The organism is Bacillus sp. TH17, from assembly GCF_016651125.1.
GTDB lineage: Bacteria > Bacillota > Bacilli > Bacillales > Bacillaceae_G > Bacillus_A > Bacillus_A mycoides.
The window spans coordinates 4,148,137-4,164,748 of the sequence record NZ_JAEKEN010000001.1 but is presented as its reverse complement, the minus strand read 5'-3'; the positions used below and the strand labels follow the sequence as shown (position 1 = coordinate 4,164,748).

15 protein-coding genes and 1 other annotated feature (1 of these 16 cut by a window edge) are annotated in these 16,612 nt (G+C 39.9%); of the genes, 8 read left to right on the top strand and 7 right to left on the bottom strand.

Features of this window, described 5'->3' with window-relative positions; all coding sequences use genetic code 11:
* Positions 1 to 171 (top strand) — a binding site (T-box leader); it begins 48 nt to the left of the window's first position.
* A 65-nt stretch (positions 172 to 236) separates the two neighbouring features.
* On the top strand, positions 237 to 2,645 hold the full coding sequence (gene leuS, locus JFT95_RS21365) for a leucine--tRNA ligase (protein WP_016102930.1): 2,409 nt from the start codon (positions 237 to 239) through the stop codon (positions 2,643 to 2,645).
* Positions 2,646 to 2,672: 27 nt separating this feature from the next.
* Here leuS and JFT95_RS21360 read toward each other — a convergent pair whose 3' ends face one another.
* Positions 2,673 to 3,101, bottom strand: a complete 429-nt coding sequence (locus tag JFT95_RS21360) for a GNAT family N-acetyltransferase (RefSeq protein ID WP_201053202.1) — start codon at positions 3,099 to 3,101, stop codon at positions 2,673 to 2,675.
* Between the two features lie 166 nt (positions 3,102 to 3,267).
* Here JFT95_RS21360 and JFT95_RS21355 point away from each other — a divergent pair, with 166 nt between their 5' ends.
* Positions 3,268 to 4,275 carry a VrrB protein gene (locus tag JFT95_RS21355; RefSeq protein ID WP_201053200.1) on the top strand — a complete coding sequence of 336 codons (1,008 nt, stop codon included), beginning with the start codon at positions 3,268 to 3,270 and terminating at the stop codon, positions 4,273 to 4,275.
* Positions 4,276 to 4,319: 44 nt separating this feature from the next.
* Here JFT95_RS21355 and JFT95_RS21350 read toward each other — a convergent pair whose 3' ends face one another.
* The 5 genes from JFT95_RS21350 to JFT95_RS21330 all read right to left on the bottom strand — a co-directional run bounded on the left by JFT95_RS21350 (position 4,320) and on the right by JFT95_RS21330 (position 9,805).
* Positions 4,320 to 4,742, bottom strand: coding sequence for a pyrophosphohydrolase domain-containing protein (locus JFT95_RS21350; protein WP_002034433.1), 423 nt, complete (start codon positions 4,740 to 4,742; stop codon positions 4,320 to 4,322).
* A gap of 98 nt (positions 4,743 to 4,840) precedes the next feature.
* A complete protein-coding gene (locus JFT95_RS21345; RefSeq protein ID WP_002129504.1) occupies positions 4,841 to 5,026 on the bottom strand; it encodes a hypothetical protein in 186 nt (61 codons plus the stop codon).
* A 90-nt stretch (positions 5,027 to 5,116) separates the two neighbouring features.
* Positions 5,117 to 6,196: a Ger(x)C family spore germination protein gene (locus tag JFT95_RS21340; protein WP_016095960.1), complete on the bottom strand. Its 1,080-nt coding sequence runs from the start codon at positions 6,194 to 6,196 to the stop codon at positions 5,117 to 5,119.
* Positions 6,172 to 7,266, bottom strand: coding sequence for a spore germination protein (locus JFT95_RS21335; RefSeq protein ID WP_113709360.1), 1,095 nt, complete (start codon positions 7,264 to 7,266; stop codon positions 6,172 to 6,174). The genes JFT95_RS21340 and JFT95_RS21335 overlap by 25 nt, the downstream gene beginning before the upstream one ends.
* Positions 7,267 to 7,282: 16 nt before the next feature.
* On the bottom strand, positions 7,283 to 9,805 hold the full coding sequence (locus JFT95_RS21330; RefSeq protein WP_242487616.1) for a spore germination protein: 2,523 nt from the start codon (positions 9,803 to 9,805) through the stop codon (positions 7,283 to 7,285).
* Positions 9,806 to 9,957: 152 nt separating this feature from the next.
* Here JFT95_RS21330 and JFT95_RS21325 point away from each other — a divergent pair, with 152 nt between their 5' ends.
* Positions 9,958 to 11,082, top strand: coding sequence for a homoserine O-acetyltransferase family protein (locus JFT95_RS21325; RefSeq protein ID WP_201053199.1), 1,125 nt, complete (start codon positions 9,958 to 9,960; stop codon positions 11,080 to 11,082).
* A gap of 48 nt (positions 11,083 to 11,130) precedes the next feature.
* Here JFT95_RS21325 and JFT95_RS21320 read toward each other — a convergent pair whose 3' ends face one another.
* Positions 11,131 to 11,313, bottom strand: a complete 183-nt coding sequence (locus JFT95_RS21320; protein ID WP_002015640.1) for a hypothetical protein — start codon at positions 11,311 to 11,313, stop codon at positions 11,131 to 11,133.
* A 199-nt stretch (positions 11,314 to 11,512) separates the two neighbouring features.
* On the opposite strand from JFT95_RS21320, the gene JFT95_RS21315 reads away from it, so the two are divergent.
* The 5 genes from JFT95_RS21315 (at position 11,513) to moaA (ending at position 16,606) form a co-directional block, all read left to right on the top strand.
* Positions 11,513 to 11,818: a rhodanese-like domain-containing protein gene (locus tag JFT95_RS21315; protein WP_000141214.1), complete on the top strand. Its 306-nt coding sequence runs from the start codon at positions 11,513 to 11,515 to the stop codon at positions 11,816 to 11,818.
* A 76-nt stretch (positions 11,819 to 11,894) separates the two neighbouring features.
* Positions 11,895 to 12,119, top strand: coding sequence for a spore germination protein (locus JFT95_RS21310; RefSeq protein ID WP_000512595.1), 225 nt, complete (start codon positions 11,895 to 11,897; stop codon positions 12,117 to 12,119).
* A gap of 20 nt (positions 12,120 to 12,139) precedes the next feature.
* A complete protein-coding gene (locus tag JFT95_RS21305) occupies positions 12,140 to 12,463 on the top strand; it encodes a hypothetical protein (protein WP_002143452.1) in 324 nt (107 codons plus the stop codon).
* Positions 12,464 to 12,584: 121 nt separating this feature from the next.
* Complete coding sequence (locus tag JFT95_RS21300) at positions 12,585 to 15,395, top strand: BclA-related collagen-like exosporium protein (protein ID WP_201053197.1); 2,811 nt, start codon at positions 12,585 to 12,587, stop codon at positions 15,393 to 15,395.
* A 197-nt stretch (positions 15,396 to 15,592) separates the two neighbouring features.
* Positions 15,593 to 16,606, top strand: coding sequence for a GTP 3',8-cyclase MoaA (gene moaA, locus JFT95_RS21295; RefSeq protein ID WP_002138702.1), 1,014 nt, complete (start codon positions 15,593 to 15,595; stop codon positions 16,604 to 16,606).
* Positions 16,607 to 16,612: the final 6 nt, after the last annotated feature.

The window sequence follows — 16,612 nt, the reverse complement described above, 5'->3', positions numbered from 1 at the left end:
TTGACGGTCGGTGCAAGTCAATCCACGTTTCGTTATGAACTCGCCTTTGAGTTGCAGTTGTGAAATCATTAGTAGCAATTGCCGTTAATCCACGTTACGGATCTAAGCGAATGTATTTATTACATTAATTTAGGGTGGTACCGCGGGAATCTATAACCTCTCGTCCCTTTCTAGGGATGAGAGGTTTTTTGTATTTTGGGCGGTGAAAATAAATAGAATTTCAAGGAGGGTATCTCATGAGCTTTAATCATCAAGAAATTGAGAAGAAGTGGCAAGGGCATTGGGAAGAGAATAAAACATTCCGTACGCCAGATGAAACAGAAAAACCAAAATTTTATGCACTAGATATGTTCCCATATCCATCAGGTGCAGGCTTACACGTAGGTCATCCAGAAGGTTATACAGCGACAGATATTTTATCTCGTATGAAGCGTATGCAAGGATATAACGTTCTTCATCCAATGGGATGGGATGCATTCGGTCTTCCAGCAGAGCAATATGCACTTGATACTGGGAACAGCCCGGCTGAATTTACAGAGCTTAATATTAATACGTTCCGTAATCAAATTAAAGCATTAGGCTTCTCTTACGATTGGGATCGTGAAGTAAATACAACAGATCCAACCTACTACAAGTGGACACAATGGATCTTCCTAAAACTATTTGAAAAAGGTTTAGCTTACGTTGATGAAGTACCTGTAAACTGGTGCCCAGCACTTGGTACAGTACTTGCAAACGAAGAAATCATTGACGGTAAGAGTGAGCGCGGTGGACATCCAGTTGAGCGTCGTCCGATGAGACAGTGGATGTTAAAAATTACAGCTTACGGAGATCGTCTATTAGAAGATCTAGATGAGCTTAATTGGCCAGAAAGCTTAAAAGACATGCAACGTAACTGGATCGGTCGTTCTGAAGGTGCAGAAGTACACTTCAACATCGACGGTACAGATGAGAAGTTCACAGTTTTCACAACGCGTCCTGATACACTATTTGGAGCAAGCTACTGTGTACTGGCTCCAGAGCATGCACTTGTTGCTAACATTACAATACCAGAACAAAAAGAAGCTGTAGAAGCTTACATTAACTCTGTTAAAATGAAGAGCGATTTAGAGCGTACAGAACTTGCGAAAGAAAAAACTGGTGTATTTACTGGTGCTTACGCAGTTAACCCAGTAAACGGTGAGAAATTACCAATCTGGATCGCTGATTATGTTCTTGCAACTTACGGAACAGGTGCTGTAATGGCAGTTCCAGCTCACGATGAGCGTGACTATGAATTCGCATCAACGTTCAATCTTCCAATGAAGGAAGTTGTAAAAGGCGGAGACATTTCGAAAGAAGCATATACAGGTGATGGTGCGCACGTAAACTCAGCATTCCTTGATGGTTTAAATAAAGAAGAAGCAATTGTAAAAATGATTGAGTGGCTTGAAGTAACAAGCGCAGGAAATCAAAAAGTAACGTACCGTCTACGTGACTGGTTATTTAGTCGCCAACGTTACTGGGGTGAGCCAATTCCAGTAATCCATTGGGAAGATGGTACAATGACAGCTGTGAAAGAAGAAGAATTACCATTAGTTCTTCCGAAAACAGAGAATATTCGTCCTTCAGGTACAGGTGAATCACCACTTGCAAACATTGAAGAGTGGGTAAATGTTGTTGATCCTGAAACTGGTAAAAAAGGTCGTCGTGAAACAAATACAATGCCACAATGGGCTGGTAGCTGCTGGTACTACCTACGCTACATCGATCCAAACAACAGCGAAGCACTTGTAGACCCTGAAAAAGTAAAACAATGGCTTCCAGTTGATATTTATATCGGTGGAGCAGAGCACGCTGTACTTCACTTACTATATGCTCGTTTCTGGCATAAAGTATTATATGATATCGGTGTAGTTCCAACGAAAGAACCGTTCCAACAATTATTCAACCAAGGTATGATCTTAGGTGAAAACAACGAGAAAATGAGTAAATCAAAAGGTAACGTTGTAAATCCTGATGATATCGTAGCAAGCCACGGTGCAGATACACTTCGTCTATACGAAATGTTCATGGGACCATTAGATGCTTCAATCGCTTGGTCTGAAAATGGTCTTGACGGAGCTCGTCGTTTCCTAGACCGCGTATGGCGCCTATTCATTCAAGAGAACGGTGAATTGAGTGAGAAAATTACTGATGCACCAAACAAAGATCTTGAAAAAGCTTACCACCAAACAGTGAAGAAAGTAACAGAAGACTATGCAGAGCTTCGCTTCAACACAGCGATTTCTCAAATGATGGTATTCATCAACGATGCATACAAAGCTGAAACACTTCCGAAAGAATATGTAGAAGGTTTCGTAAAAATGATTGCACCAGTTGCACCTCACATCGGGGAAGAACTATGGAGCAAACTTGGATACAGTGAAACAATCACATATGCAAGCTGGCCAACATTTGATGAGTCTAAACTTGTAGAAGATGAAGTTGAAATCGTTGTTCAAATTATGGGCAAAGTTCGCACAAAACTAACAATGAGTAAAGACGCATCAAAAGAAGAAATGGAACAACTTGCACTTGAGGCAATCAAAGAACAAATTGAAGGAAAAACAGTTCGTAAAGTAATTGTTGTTCCTGGAAAACTTGTTAACGTTGTTGCAAACTAATTAATTATTAATAAAAGCTCAGAGCGTTTATGCTCTGAGCTTTTTTGCGTGAAAAATAAGCTCAGGATCACCTTCATCTAAGTTTTCGATCATTCCACTACGCATAAATCCATTTGCTTTAAAAACTTTTTGCATATTTGTATTCGATTTGTTCGTTGAAGAAAATATTTTTTGAGTAGGAGAATGTCTTAATATATATGAGATTAATGAGCTTGCATGACCTTGTCTTCTTTTCGTTGGCGAAACAATGATTAATGAGAGGAAAGTATAACCAAAGAAATTTGTATCGTATGTTAGAAAACCAGAAATGGAATTGTCCTCTTTTGCAATGATGCAGGTTCCTTCATCAATAGCGTGTTTAATATAATCTCGTCTACTATCGTCTCCGATTACATCAACATCTATATGTACGATTGAATCTAAATCGTCGATGGAAGCTTTTGCTATGTTCTCCAATGGAAATGCCCCCTTTCAAGTGAAAGAAAAATAATCAGTCAATTAATCCTATCATGAATGGAGAACGAAGAAAAAGGTGCGGAATTCCTATATAGACAAACACCTATTCTTCTATAGGAAATATGATAAAAAAGGTAGGTTAAATTGAGCAGAAGAGGTGAAAGGAATGAAAGGGATGGACAATAATGCACCACATGGCTTCTTCGGAGGTGGATCGGATAGTTATGGACAAATGATGTTTATGGGAGGAGATGGTCAACACGGATATGGCGGAATCCCAAGTTGGATGGGAGGAGCAGCTGGAGGATTTCCGACGTCAGTGGCGGGTGTACAAACAGGATTCCCAACATCAGTAGCTGGAGTGCAAACAGGATTTCCGGCAGTAGTAGGAGGTACACAAGGAGGAGTGCCTGTAGGTATGCCAACTACATTTCCATCTTTCGTTGGCGGTGTACAAACAGGATTTCCTGTACCTGGCGTTGGTGTTGTAGCTGGTGGAATCGGCGGATTCCCTCAAGGTGTTCACGGTCATCATGAGCATCACGGCCATCATCAACAACACGGTCATCATCAGCATCATGGCCATCATCAACAACACGGCCATCATGGTCACCAAGGCCATCATCAGCACCACGGTCATCATCAACAACAAGTACATCATCATGGTCATCATCAAATTCATCCGCAGGCTGTTCTTTTCCAAACACACCAAGGCCAACACCATCACCAAGGCCACCATCAGCACCACGGTCACCATCAGCACCACGGTCATCAAGATCACCAAGGCCACCATCAGCAACAAGTACATCACCAAGGTCATCATCAAATTCACCCGCAGGCTGTCCTTTATCAAACTCATCAAGGCCAACATCATCACCAAGGCCAACATCATCACCAAGGTCAACACCATCACCAAGGTCAACATCATCACCAAGGTCAACACCATCACCAAGGTCAACATCATCACCAAGGTCAACACCATCACCAAGGTCAACATCATCACCAAGGTCAACACCAACATCAAGGTCAACAACAACATCAAGGTCAACAACAATACCAACAGTATCAGCAGCAACAACAGCCTTGGGCAGGTGGAATTGGAGCAGGAACGGCAGCAGGAGCAGCAGCTGGTACTGCAGGAGCAGCAGGACACGCGGGACACGTGGGTCATTAATAGACCAAAGGAAAAAAGACATAATAAAAAACTGCTAGGAGATCCTAGCAGTTTTTTTCTGCCTCTTGACGTTGGCGTTCGATTTCCGCACGAAGTTGTGGTTCAGGTGCTTGCCATCCTTCTGGTTTCATAATTTTGCCGTCGCCCTCGCGGAATCGAGGCTTTCCATCAGGGAATAGTTTTGCCATGTTAGCATTGTTTACAATTTCGAATCCTTTATCTGGACGTACGCCCATTTCTGCAAACGTTCCGAATGCAAAGTAAATAAGGTCAATAAGTGCATCATATTGATCTTCAACAGTTGTTGCTTCTAGAAATTCTTCTAGCTCTTCTTGCATAAAGCTAGCACGAATTTTTGCACGCTCTTCTGTTAGTTTTGTTGGAGTACTTGTCACAGGATGTCCGAATTCTTCATGCATTTTTGCAACAAGTTCGTATCCTTTATCTAAACCTTTTTCGTTTGTCATGTTGTTTCATCCTTTCTTACGTTATGCCGAATTTTATTGTAACATAAGGTAGTTATTAAATAAAAAGAACATCTTATGAGAAATAAGATGTTCGCTCGTTATTCTTCTTTCTTAATTAAAACGGATAAAATAAGATCGATGCCAAACATTCCGATGAGTAGCATTGGTATAACTACAAGTAAATAACGTGTGAAAGAAACATTTTTTAAGTATGTATGAGCAAATAAAAAGACGCCGAGAAATAAAATACCATTTAAAATAGGTTTTACTAATTTTTTAGACATAAGCTCCCCCGTAAATATCCCTTTTCTCTATTTAAAAATAAAAACTCCTCTTTCCGTTGTATCATGCTGGAGAGAGGAGTTCAATCATTATCATTCAATTACACCAGAATTTGTAATGTTGACAGTATATTTCACTTGAATTGGAACATCTTTATACATTCTTCGCCACTCTTCTAATTTGAATGAGCGATAATGTTGTCTATATTTTGCCCCCAGTCCAAGAGGATCAACATTTAGAGATTTAAATTGTTTAATAAGTTTTGTAGCTTTCACGTCTAATTGCTTTTCGACTGACTTAGCTATTTTTGTTGTATTTTTTTTGTTTTCTAAATTAAATTTTCTAGAGAGCTCCTGAATACGAGCTTCCATTTTCACATGAATATAGAAAGAAGGTTTTCCGTTTTTTATGTTTACTTCGTAGGTAGGGACGGAACGGATATTATTAATCATTGCATAGCCAGGATTGGTTTTAAATTCATGTGAGTCTAAGCGGTGCTTTTCTAGTAGTCCTTTGAAAACAAACATATCTTGGTACTTGATTGTTCCAACTAACTTATCCTTTTTTAAGAGACCGATACCAGTAATTTTTATTTTATCTCCATGTTTTTTCAGGATAGGCATATAAGAATCTTGTCCTTCACGGTAGTACCGAAAAGCACCTAAATATAAATTGTCAGTTGGTAAAGGGCCGGTTTCCATATTATGTTCTAACATTTTTTTTATATAAATTGCAACATTATAAGATGTACTGTATTTTCCTTTAAATAGTTCAGTACCACTTCCTTCTAATAGTCCCACATACAGTGAATTACCAATATTCACATCACGAATTAATGTGTCAAAGGAGGTGGATAATCCTTTTTTAGCAACCTTTGTTGTGAATAAGGCAACACGCATTTGACCGCTTGCGAACGGTTGCGAAGATTCTAAAGATGTATCTGCCTTTACTTGTTTTACTGCGTTTCCTGTTCCCTCATAAACTTGAACTTTATTGCCCTTTTTTTGTATAGGACAAACAAATGTAACTTTTACTTTATTATCTTTTGCTGTATCGAAGACAGTTCCTTGAATGAGTTGAACATCATCAATAATATTTTTTTGTAAGCAACCAGTTAGACTGAAGATACTGATGCAAATAAGAAGTATTAATTTTCTTTTGGTTTTTTCCATTTTCTTTTCACCCACACAATAATAAATAGAATTGGGATGTATACATATATAAGCCCAAAACTAACTTTAGATGTATTGCTAATAAAATCATTAATATCATGCCTGTTCGTTAAAAGTTGTGAAACAACTAAGGTGATAAGCATAAAGGCGATTAAAATGCTACGTTGCTTAACACGAAAGATTTCATGAGTTCCTCTAGTAGCAGCCCATAAAGGTAGAATAAAGCTCGTAACAATAACGAGAGCATAAGCGGAAATAGCAATATACTCAAGTCGCTCTATAAAAGGAAGCTTAATAACTTGTGTCATTGAAAGTTGAGACCAAATTGTTTTGAGTAGTTGTTTTTCACTAAAGAAAGTAAAAGCGAGAATAGTACTAAACAAATATAAGCAGTTAGAGAATAATGCCCCATATTGTGCGAATTTATGGGACTTCTCTGGCTCTTTAACAAACGGATAAACCATAAGAAAAATTTCAAACCCTGTCATACTATAAATAGATAGTTTGGCCGCTTTCAAAATATCGGTAAAAGAATGTGAAAACATCGGAAGTAAATTATCCCAATGTGCGAATTTCAAAATAAAAAGACTTAGAAAAAGATATCCTAAGGTCCCGCCAACAGAAATGACACAAATGCCTGTAATGACGCGGAAGCCTGATGAAATAATGTAATAACTTATTAAGCATAAAAAGAATGTGAGCATCCAGGTGGATGCACTAGGAAACATCCATACTTGAATAATTTCGACATATGTTCTAACTACAGAAATACTTACAATAAAAAAATAAGCCATAAAGATGATACTAATGCCGTTTCCTAGCCATTTCCCAAATGTTTGCCGATGTAAATCAATTAAATTTCCGTTTGTTTCTTTTAATAAGAAATACATCATCCATATAAGAATATGGATACCGATTCCTGTAATTAAAACTCCCATCCAGCCGTCGTATCCAGCTGCCTTTGCAATGATTCGAGCGAATCCGAGAACACCAGCACCAAATTGTGCACCGTGAATTAAAAAGAAAACGAAGACGGGTGATATTTGGTGTTCTGCTTTAATTTTACTCATCGATGCACCTCATTTCTTAATCATCAAAATCTGACGTATGTTTTGTAGAAATTCCATTAGTTGCTTTCTTTACGTGTTGCGGTCTTGCTTGAACATCTCGAGTATCAATCATTGTTAATGGAAAACGAATCCAAGAATCTTTAAAGGATTGTTGTCTCGTTGGATAAAAGAGAGCGTACGGCTTACGTAAAGAGGTAAGTCTAAACAAGTGGGTAAATAAAAAGATAAATCCAAGAGATATACCGAAGAGCCCACCTATTTCTGCAAATGCGAGAAATGGGAAACGTAGTAAACGAACGGCGTTACCCATTTTATAAATGGGCGTAATAAAGGAAGCTAACGCTGATAAGGCAACGATAATTAATAAAATATTACTCGTTAAACCAGCTTGAACGGACGCTTGCCCGATTACGATACCGCCTACAATACCGAGCGTTTGTCCGACCTTCATAGGTAATCGCGCGCCAGCTTCTCTTAATAAATCAATCGCAAGTTCCAAGAAAAGTGCTTCTATTAAAGGGGGAAATGGTACTTGAGCCCTTGATAAAATCAATGTTTCAAGTAAGTCACTCGGAACCAATTCATAATGATAATTCAAAACTGCAACGTATAATGGAGTTGCACAAATTGAGAATAGAACAGCGATCAATCTTAAAATTCTTGAGAATGTAGCGTACAGCCAAGAAACGTTATAGTCTTCTGGTGAAATGAAAAAATCGAAATATGATACAGGCGTTAATAGGACACTTGGAGAACCATCAACAAAAATAGCGATTTTTCCATCAATGAGTGCCTTTGTAACTCTGTCAGTACGCTCTGTATTTATATAGAGCGGGAAAATGGACTTTTCACCCATTAATTCCTGTATATAAGCACTATCGTTAATTTGATCATATTCAAGAGCTCGAAGTGATTCTTCTAGAAAGTCTACATTATCTTTTTCGGCAAGGTTGTCTAAATACATCATGACAACCTTTGTTTTGGAAAACTCTCCAATAATCATCTCTTTTGTGTGTAAATCTAAAACAGGAAGACGTTTTCGTACTAAATTAATATTCGTATCAATATCTTCTACGAAGCCTTCTTGAGGTCCGATAACGGTTGATTCATTTAATGGAGGAGTTGGTGCACGATAATTATCAATTGCAATATTTGCAAGCATACACTTTTGATCTTGCTGATTTAATTGAATAATTGCATGGCCTTTTAAAACCATGTCCTCAATTTTTTGTAAGTCATTCGTAATTGTAATACCACTCATCGGAATATGTTCTTTTAATTCTTCTAATGGAGCGCAAGGACGTTCCATTAGAGTAGGCATTAAATACTTTTGCAATTTCTCACCATCAAGTGAAGGGCGATAGTAAGAAATCCAATAAGGCATCGTGTCATCGTCAGATGTATGGTAATTAACAAAGTCACTAGACTGTTTCATCTTCTCTATTAAATCTTGTAGAGAATGAATATGTTCACTTTCTGGTTTGCTAAAGTCATAAATGCTGTTACTTCCTGAGCTTTGCTGTTTGTTTTGAGAAGTATCATCTTGCTTAGAATTTTGCTGTTTGTTTTGAGAAGTATCATCTTGCTTAGAATTTTGCTGTTTGTCTTGAGAAGAATCATCTTGCTTAGAGTTTTGCTGTTTGTCTTGTTGAGAATTATCATCTTGCTTAGAATTTTGCTGTTTGTCTTGAGAAGAATCATCTTGTTTAGAATTTTGCTGTTTGTCTTGAGAAGAATCATCTTGCTTAGAGTTTTGCTGTTTGTCTTGTTGAGAATTATCATCTTGCTTAGAATTTTGCTGTTTGCTTTGAGAATTATCCTCTTGTTTAGAATTTTGCTGTTTGTCTTGAGAAGAATCATCTTGCTTAGAGTTTTGCTGCTTGTTTTGAGAAGAATCATCTTGTTTAGAATTTTGCTGTTTGTTTTGAGAATTATCCTCTTGTTTAGAACTTTGCTGTTTGTTTTGAGAAGAATCATCTTGTTTAGAATTTTGCTGTTTGTTTTGAGAAGAATCATCTTGTTTAGAATTTTGCTGTTTGTTTTGAGAATTATCATCTTGCTTAGAATTTTGCTGTTTGTTTTGAGAAGAATCATCTTGTTTAGAATTTTGCTGTTTGTTTTGAGAAGAATCATCTTGTTTAGAATTTTGCTGTTTGTTTTGATAATTATCCTCTTGCTTAGAATTTTGCTGTTTGTTTTGAGAAGAGTCCTCTTGTTTAGAACTTTGCTGTTTGTTTTGAGAAAAATCATCTTGCTTAGAACTTTGCTGTTTGTCTTGAGAAGAGTCCTCTTGTTTAGAACCTTGTTGTTTGTTTTGAGAAGAATCATCTTGCTTAGAACTTTGTTGTTTGTTTTGAGAATTATCCTCTTGTTTAGAGTTTTGCTGTTTGTCTTGAGAAGAATCATCAGTTTGTTCCGTACTTTTTGGCTCGTCATTCTTATCTTTGTTATGTTCCTTTTGATCATCAGACTGTTGTTTCGAATCATTTGTCTCTTTTGTACTTGAATTTTTTTTCTTACGTAACCAATTCCAAATCATATGTATGCCCTCTTTGATCTTGTAATATAGTGCTATTTTGTGGCTATTTTTGTATATTATTCATTTATTTATGAAAAGAAGAAGGAGAATGCTTTCCGTAGAAAAAATCCTTTAGTAAGGAGTTTATAATATGAAGGGAAGAAGGCGAGTCTGTGCAAATTGTAAAAAAGGAGAAGTTTGTTTTAAAAGAATTTGTGTTTGAAAATGGTAGGGAAATTCCTGTTCAAATGGGGTATGAGACGTATGGCACTTTAAATAGAGAAAGATCAAATGCGATTTTGGTTTGTCACTATTTTAGTGCAACAAGTCATGCGGCAGGAAAATATACAGAGCATGATGAGGAAGCTGGTTGGTGGGATGGATTAATTGGACCTGGAAAAGCAATTGATACAAATAAATATTTCGTTATATGCACTGATAACCTTTGTAATGTACAGGTGAAGAATCCCTACGTAATTACAACGGGACCAAAATCGATAAATCCGATGACTGGTTTTGAGTATGCGATGGATTTTCCAGTTTTCACATTTTTAGATGTAGCACGTATGCAATATGAGTTAATAAAAGATATGGGGATTGCTAGGCTACATGCTGTAATGGGACCGTCGGCAGGTGGGATGATTGCGCAGCAATGGGCTGTTCACTATCCTCATATGGTAGAGCGAGTGATTGGAGTTATTACGAATCCACAAAATCCAATTATAACGTCGGGAAATGTAGCGCAAAATGCGATTGAAGCAATTCAGCTTGATCCAAACTGGAAAGGTGGAAAGTATGGAGAAGAGCAGCCAACGAAGGGTCTTCATTTAGCAAATCGAATGATGTTTATGAATGCGTTTGATGAACATTTTTATGAAATGGCATTCCCGCGGAACAGTATAGAAATGGCACCTTATCAGGAATTTTCTGCATTAACATCATTTGAGAAAGAGATTAATAAAGTGACATGCAAAAGTATAGATTTAGTAGATGCAAATTCGTGGATGTACACTGCGAAAGCAGTCTTATTACATGATATTGCGCATGGATTTTCTTCTTTAGAAGAGGCTCTTTCTAATATAGAAGCGAATGTACTCATGATTCCATGCAAACAAGATTTACTTCAGCCACCTCGTTATAATTATAAAATGGTAGACATTTTGCAAAAACAGGGGAAATATGCAGAATTGTATGAGATAGAAAGTATAAATGGGCATATGGCTGGGGCATTAGATGTTCATTTGTTTGAAAAGAAAGTTTACGAGTTTTTAAATCGGAAAGTATCTAGTTTTGTGTAGGAAATAATTAATGTGGAAAGGTGCATGATTTATAGTAGGCACCTTTTTTTACATGATCTGCAGACGGAAAATATATGAAGCGACTGATAAACCGAAGAAAGCTATACTAAGTAATAGAAATAAGAATGACATTTCTTGAGGGGATTTTATCTTTTTATTATTTTTCATACTAAGAGCAATAACTGCAAAAACTAAGAAAATGATGCCCATAATGAAAAGAAAAAGTGTCATTTTAACTGGCTCCTTTCATCAAACAAGTATATTGAGGATACAATGGGCCAGTTATGTTTGTAAAGAATAAGTTTTGCGGGGAATTTGAGAAATAAATGTTCCATTCTTTGCGTTCCTTCCTTCGCATGCTAAAATTGATGAGAAATGATTGTTTAAAGAAGAAACTGAAGGTTTTATTGTATATAAGGAGGAACTACATATGACAGAAGTAAAAACAATTACTACAGAAGAAGTGCAAGAGCGTTTAGAAAATGGAGAAACATTATTTTTAGTAGATGTAAGGGAAGATGAAGAAGTAGCGGCAGGGAAAATTCCGGAAGCTGTACATATTAAAATGGGCGATATTCCAAATAAAGTAGATTTTTTTGAGAAAGAGAATGAATATATCTTTATTTGCCGTTCGGGAATGCGTAGTGAAAATGTATGCCATTATTTAAATGAGCAAGGATTTAAAACAGTGAATATGGTTGGCGGTATGCTTCAATATGAAGGCGAAACTAAATAAGTAGCTGCAAAAACTTGAAACGAGTCTGTTTCAAGTTTTTTTCTTTTGCATACAGTATACAAAAGGGGGAGGGGAAATGGGAATTAACATGCGTAAAGTAAAAATTATTAATAATACAGGAGCTGTTAATGTCGGCGACTGTTATGATATCTCACCTTTAGCTGTGGCAAAAATATATGCTGGTGCTGGAGGATCGAGTGCGGCTGTGTTTTTAAATGGGAAACGACAGCCAGAAGCTGTGATTAGAACATCAGTGTTTCTTCCACCATTAGCGACGAGTACACGTACATTAGGTGCATAAAGGAAAGGTAGAGTGTAAGTATGCCTGCACGTATTAAAGAATTTATTATCGTTAATAATACTGGGAATATATTTACAGGTGACAATTTGAGTGATACTTCATTTACTGCTACGAAATCGTATAGTGGTTCAACGGGTTGCACTTGGATTGATGTTGTTACAGTAATAGGGACGGAGACGAAGCTGTGTTTACAACCGGGAGATTCGGTGACGACAACCTATACACGAGGTACCCCTGCTGGTACTTTAACAGGAACAAATATGGGGCAAAGTGTAAATGCATCGGGTATAGCGCAAGCTGTCCCGAATACAGATAATATGGATTCAATTGCGGGACTCCCTTAAGGAATTAAGGGAGTTTTTATTATTTAAAATAAAAATAGTCTTTGAGATTGTTTTTGTAAATACATATTAAGAAGAAGAGGTTTGTTTAAAGTAAAAAAGATGGTGTGTAGGTGGTGAAAGTGTGAAAGAGCGTGATAGACAAAATTCATTAAACTCTAATTTCAGAATTTCACCGAATCTTATTGGACCTACCTTTCCTCCCGTTCCAACGGGATTTACTGGCATTGGGATTACTGGTCCAACCGGTCCACAAGGACCGACTGGCCCACAAGGACCAAGGGGATTTCAAGGTCCGATGGGGGAGATGGGCCCGACAGGACCTCAAGGAGTGCAAGGGATTCAAGGACCAGCTGGACAAATGGGTGCAACAGGACCAGAAGGACAGCAGGGACCACAAGGATTAAGGGGACCACAGGGAGAAACTGGAGCGACAGGACCTCAAGGAGTGCAAGGGTTACAAGGTCCAATTGGTCCAACCGGAGCGACTGGGGCACAAGGCATACAGGGCATACAGGGATTACAAGGACCGATTGGGGCAACAGGACCTGAGGGGCCTCAAGGAATTCAAGGTGTGCAAGGGTTACCAGGGGCAACTGGTCCACAAGGGATACAAGGAGCTCAAGGGTTTCAAGGACCACAAGGACCGAGTGGAAGTACGGGTCCGACTGGAGCAACAGGTCAGGGGCTAACCGGCCCGACAGGAATAACAGGTTCAACAGGGATAACAGGTCCATCAGGAGGACCTCCTGGTCCAACCGGGCCGACTGGAGCAACAGGTCCTGGAGGTGGACCGAGTGGAAGTACAGGGGTGACTGGAGCAACAGGTCAGGGGCTAACCGGTCCGACTGGAAGTACAGGAGAAACCGGTGCACAGGGCCCGCAAGGAATACAAGGAATACAAGGAATACAAGGAATACAAGGAATTCAAGGGCCAATTGGTCCAACCGGTCCAGAAGGCCCACAGGGCATTCAAGGTATTCCTGGTCCGACAGGATTGACGGGTGAACAAGGAATCCAAGGTATTCAGGGGATCCAAGGGATAACGGGAGCAACAGGAGATCAAGGTCCTCAAGGTATACAGGGAGTTATAGGACCTCAAGGTGTAACAGGAGAAACAGGAGATCAAGGTCCACAAGGAATACAAGGGGTACCAGGTCCATCAGGAGCAACGGGACCACAAGGAGTTCAAGGGATTCAAGGTCCGATGGGGGATATAGGACCAACAGGTCCAGAAGGTCCAGAAGGACTTCAGGGCCCGCAAGGAATACAAGGAGTGCCAGGACCAGCTGGAGCAACAGGTCCAGAGGGCCCACAAGGAATTCAGGGAATTCAAGGGCCAGTAGGAGCGACAGGTCCAGAAGGTTCACAAGGAATACAGGGAATTCAAGGGGTTCAGGGGGTAACTGGAGCAACAGGAGTACAAGGAGCAACCGGAATTCAAGGGGTACAAGGGGAAATAGGCGCAACTGGTCCAGAGGGTCCCCAAGGAGTGCAAGGTGCTCAAGGAGCGATCGGTCCAACAGGTCCAATGGGTCCACAGGGAGTTCAAGGTATCCAAGGAATTCAAGGACCGACGGGTGCGCAAGGAGTGCAAGGCCCACAAGGAATTCAAGGAATCCAAGGTCCGACAGGAGTAACTGGAGATACGGGTACAACAGGGGCGACAGGGGAAGGGACTACAGGGGCAACTGGAGTAACGGGTCCATCAGGTGTAACGGGTCCATCAGGAGGCCCAGCTGGACCGACTGGCCCAACAGGTCCATCAGGTCCGACGGGATTGACAGGTCCATCCGGTGGACCACCTGGTCCGACAGGAGCGACAGGTGTAACGGGAGGAGTAGGAGATACGGGAGTAACAGGGGCGACGGGTGTGACCGGAGCAACTGGGGTAACTGGTGCAACAGGAGCAACGGGGCTGCAGGGTCCACAAGGAATACAAGGAGTACAAGGAGACATAGGCCCAACCGGTCCGCAAGGTGTTCAAGGTCCACAAGGGATCCAAGGTATAACGGGAGCAACGGGAGATCAAGGGCCGCAAGGAATTCAAGGCCCGCAAGGAATCCAAGGTCCAACAGGTCCTCAAGGAATCCAAGGAGGTCAAGGCCCACAAGGGATACAAGGGGCAACAGGTGCAACCGGAGCACAAGGCCCACAGGGAATTCAAGGGATACAAGGAGTGCAAGGTCCGACTGGTCCACAAGGCCCAACCGGAATACAAGGTGTGCAAGGAGAAATAGGTCCAACAGGTCCGCAAGGTGTGCAAGGTTTACAAGGTCCACAAGGCCCAACCGGGGACACAGGTCCAACAGGCCCACAAGGCCCACAAGGAATTCAAGGTCCAACGGGAGCAACAGGAGCGACAGGTTCACAAGGAATTCAAGGTCCAACGGGGGCAACAGGAGCGACAGGTTCACAAGGAATCCAAGGTCCAACGGGAGCAACGGGAGCAACGGGAGCAACGGGAGCAACGGGAGCAACAGGAGCAACAGGAGCAACAGGAGCGACCGGGGGGACTGGAGTTAGTACAACTGCAACGTATTCCTTTGCAAATAATACTTCAGGAAGTGCTATTTCCGTGTTGTTAGGCGGTACGAATATACCATTACCGAACAATCAAAATATTGGACCGGGAATAACAGTTAGTGGTGGAAATACTGTGTTTACCGTTACAAATGCAGGTAATTATTATATAGCCTACACAATTAATATAACGGCAGCTTTACTTGTAAGTTCGCGTATAACTGTAAATGGAAGTCCGCTAGCAGGAACAATAAATTCACCGGCAGTGGCTACAGGTTCATTTAATGCGACAATTATTAGTAATTTAGCTGCGGGCTCTGCTATTAGTTTACAGTTATTTGGATTACTTGCAGTGGCTACATTATCTACGACAACGCCAGGAGCTACTCTAACTATTATTAGATTAAGTTAATAAGCAAAAAAACCTTGGAACTTTTATGTTTCAAGGTTTTTTATCCCTCTATTTGTGGGCTAATAATCAGTGGGGATGGACAAAACCCCCACTGATTAAAGTTTCACTTTATTCACTTGAGCAAAAACATCGCGGTTCAAAAATATATTATAATAGAATGAAGAGAGGTATAAATTTGGCAGAAAGGGAGAGTGGCGATGCAGGAGAAGGTTAAAGATTTTTTCGGACGCCCACTTCAAGATTTACGCATCTCTGTCATTGATCGTTGTAATTTACGGTGTACGTATTGTATGCCAGCCGAAGTGTTTGGTCCTGATTATGCTTTTTTGAAAGATGAGTTTTTACTGACATTTGATGAAATAGAGCGATTAGCAAAAGTATTTGTTAGCATCGGTGTACGGAAAATTAGACTTACTGGTGGCGAACCCTTGCTCCGTAAGGACTTAACAAAACTTATCGAACGTCTCGTGAAAATTGACGGTTTAGTAGATATAGGATTAACGACAAATGCGATTCATTTAACGAAGCAAGCTAAGGCGTTAAAAGAAGCTGGGTTACACCGAGTAAATGTTAGTTTGGATGCGATAGATGATAATGTGTTCCGCGCAATTAATGGCCGGAATATGAATACGAAGCCAGTGTTAAAAGGAATTATGGCAGCGAAAGAAGCAGGCCTTGAAGTGAAAGTAAATATGGTTGTGAAAAAAGGAATGAATGATCATCAAGTACTTCCGGTTGCTACGTATTTTAAAGAACAAGGAATCACGCTTAGATTTATTGAGTTTATGGATGTTGGCAGTACGAATGGATGGAATTTTGATCAAGTTATTACGAAACGAGAATTAATTGATATGATTCATGGGGTGTATCCAATTGAGCCAGCTGAAGCTCATTATTTTGGTGAGGTTGCGAAGCGGTATCGATACGTTGGAACGAATGTAGAGGTTGGTTTTATTACCTCTGTTTCTGAGTCATTTTGTTCTTCTTGTACGAGAGCAAGAATTTCGGCAGATGGAAAGTTTTATACTTGCTTGTTTGCAACAGAAGGAATGGATTTAAGGAAACTTCTGAGGGAGAACCTTTCGGATAATGAGTTATTAAAAGCTATACAATATGTATGGGAGAATAGAAAAGATCGATATTCAGATGAACGGACAGAAGAAAGTGCGAAAAATCGTCCGAAAATTGAAATGTCTTATATAGGAGGATAAGAAAGG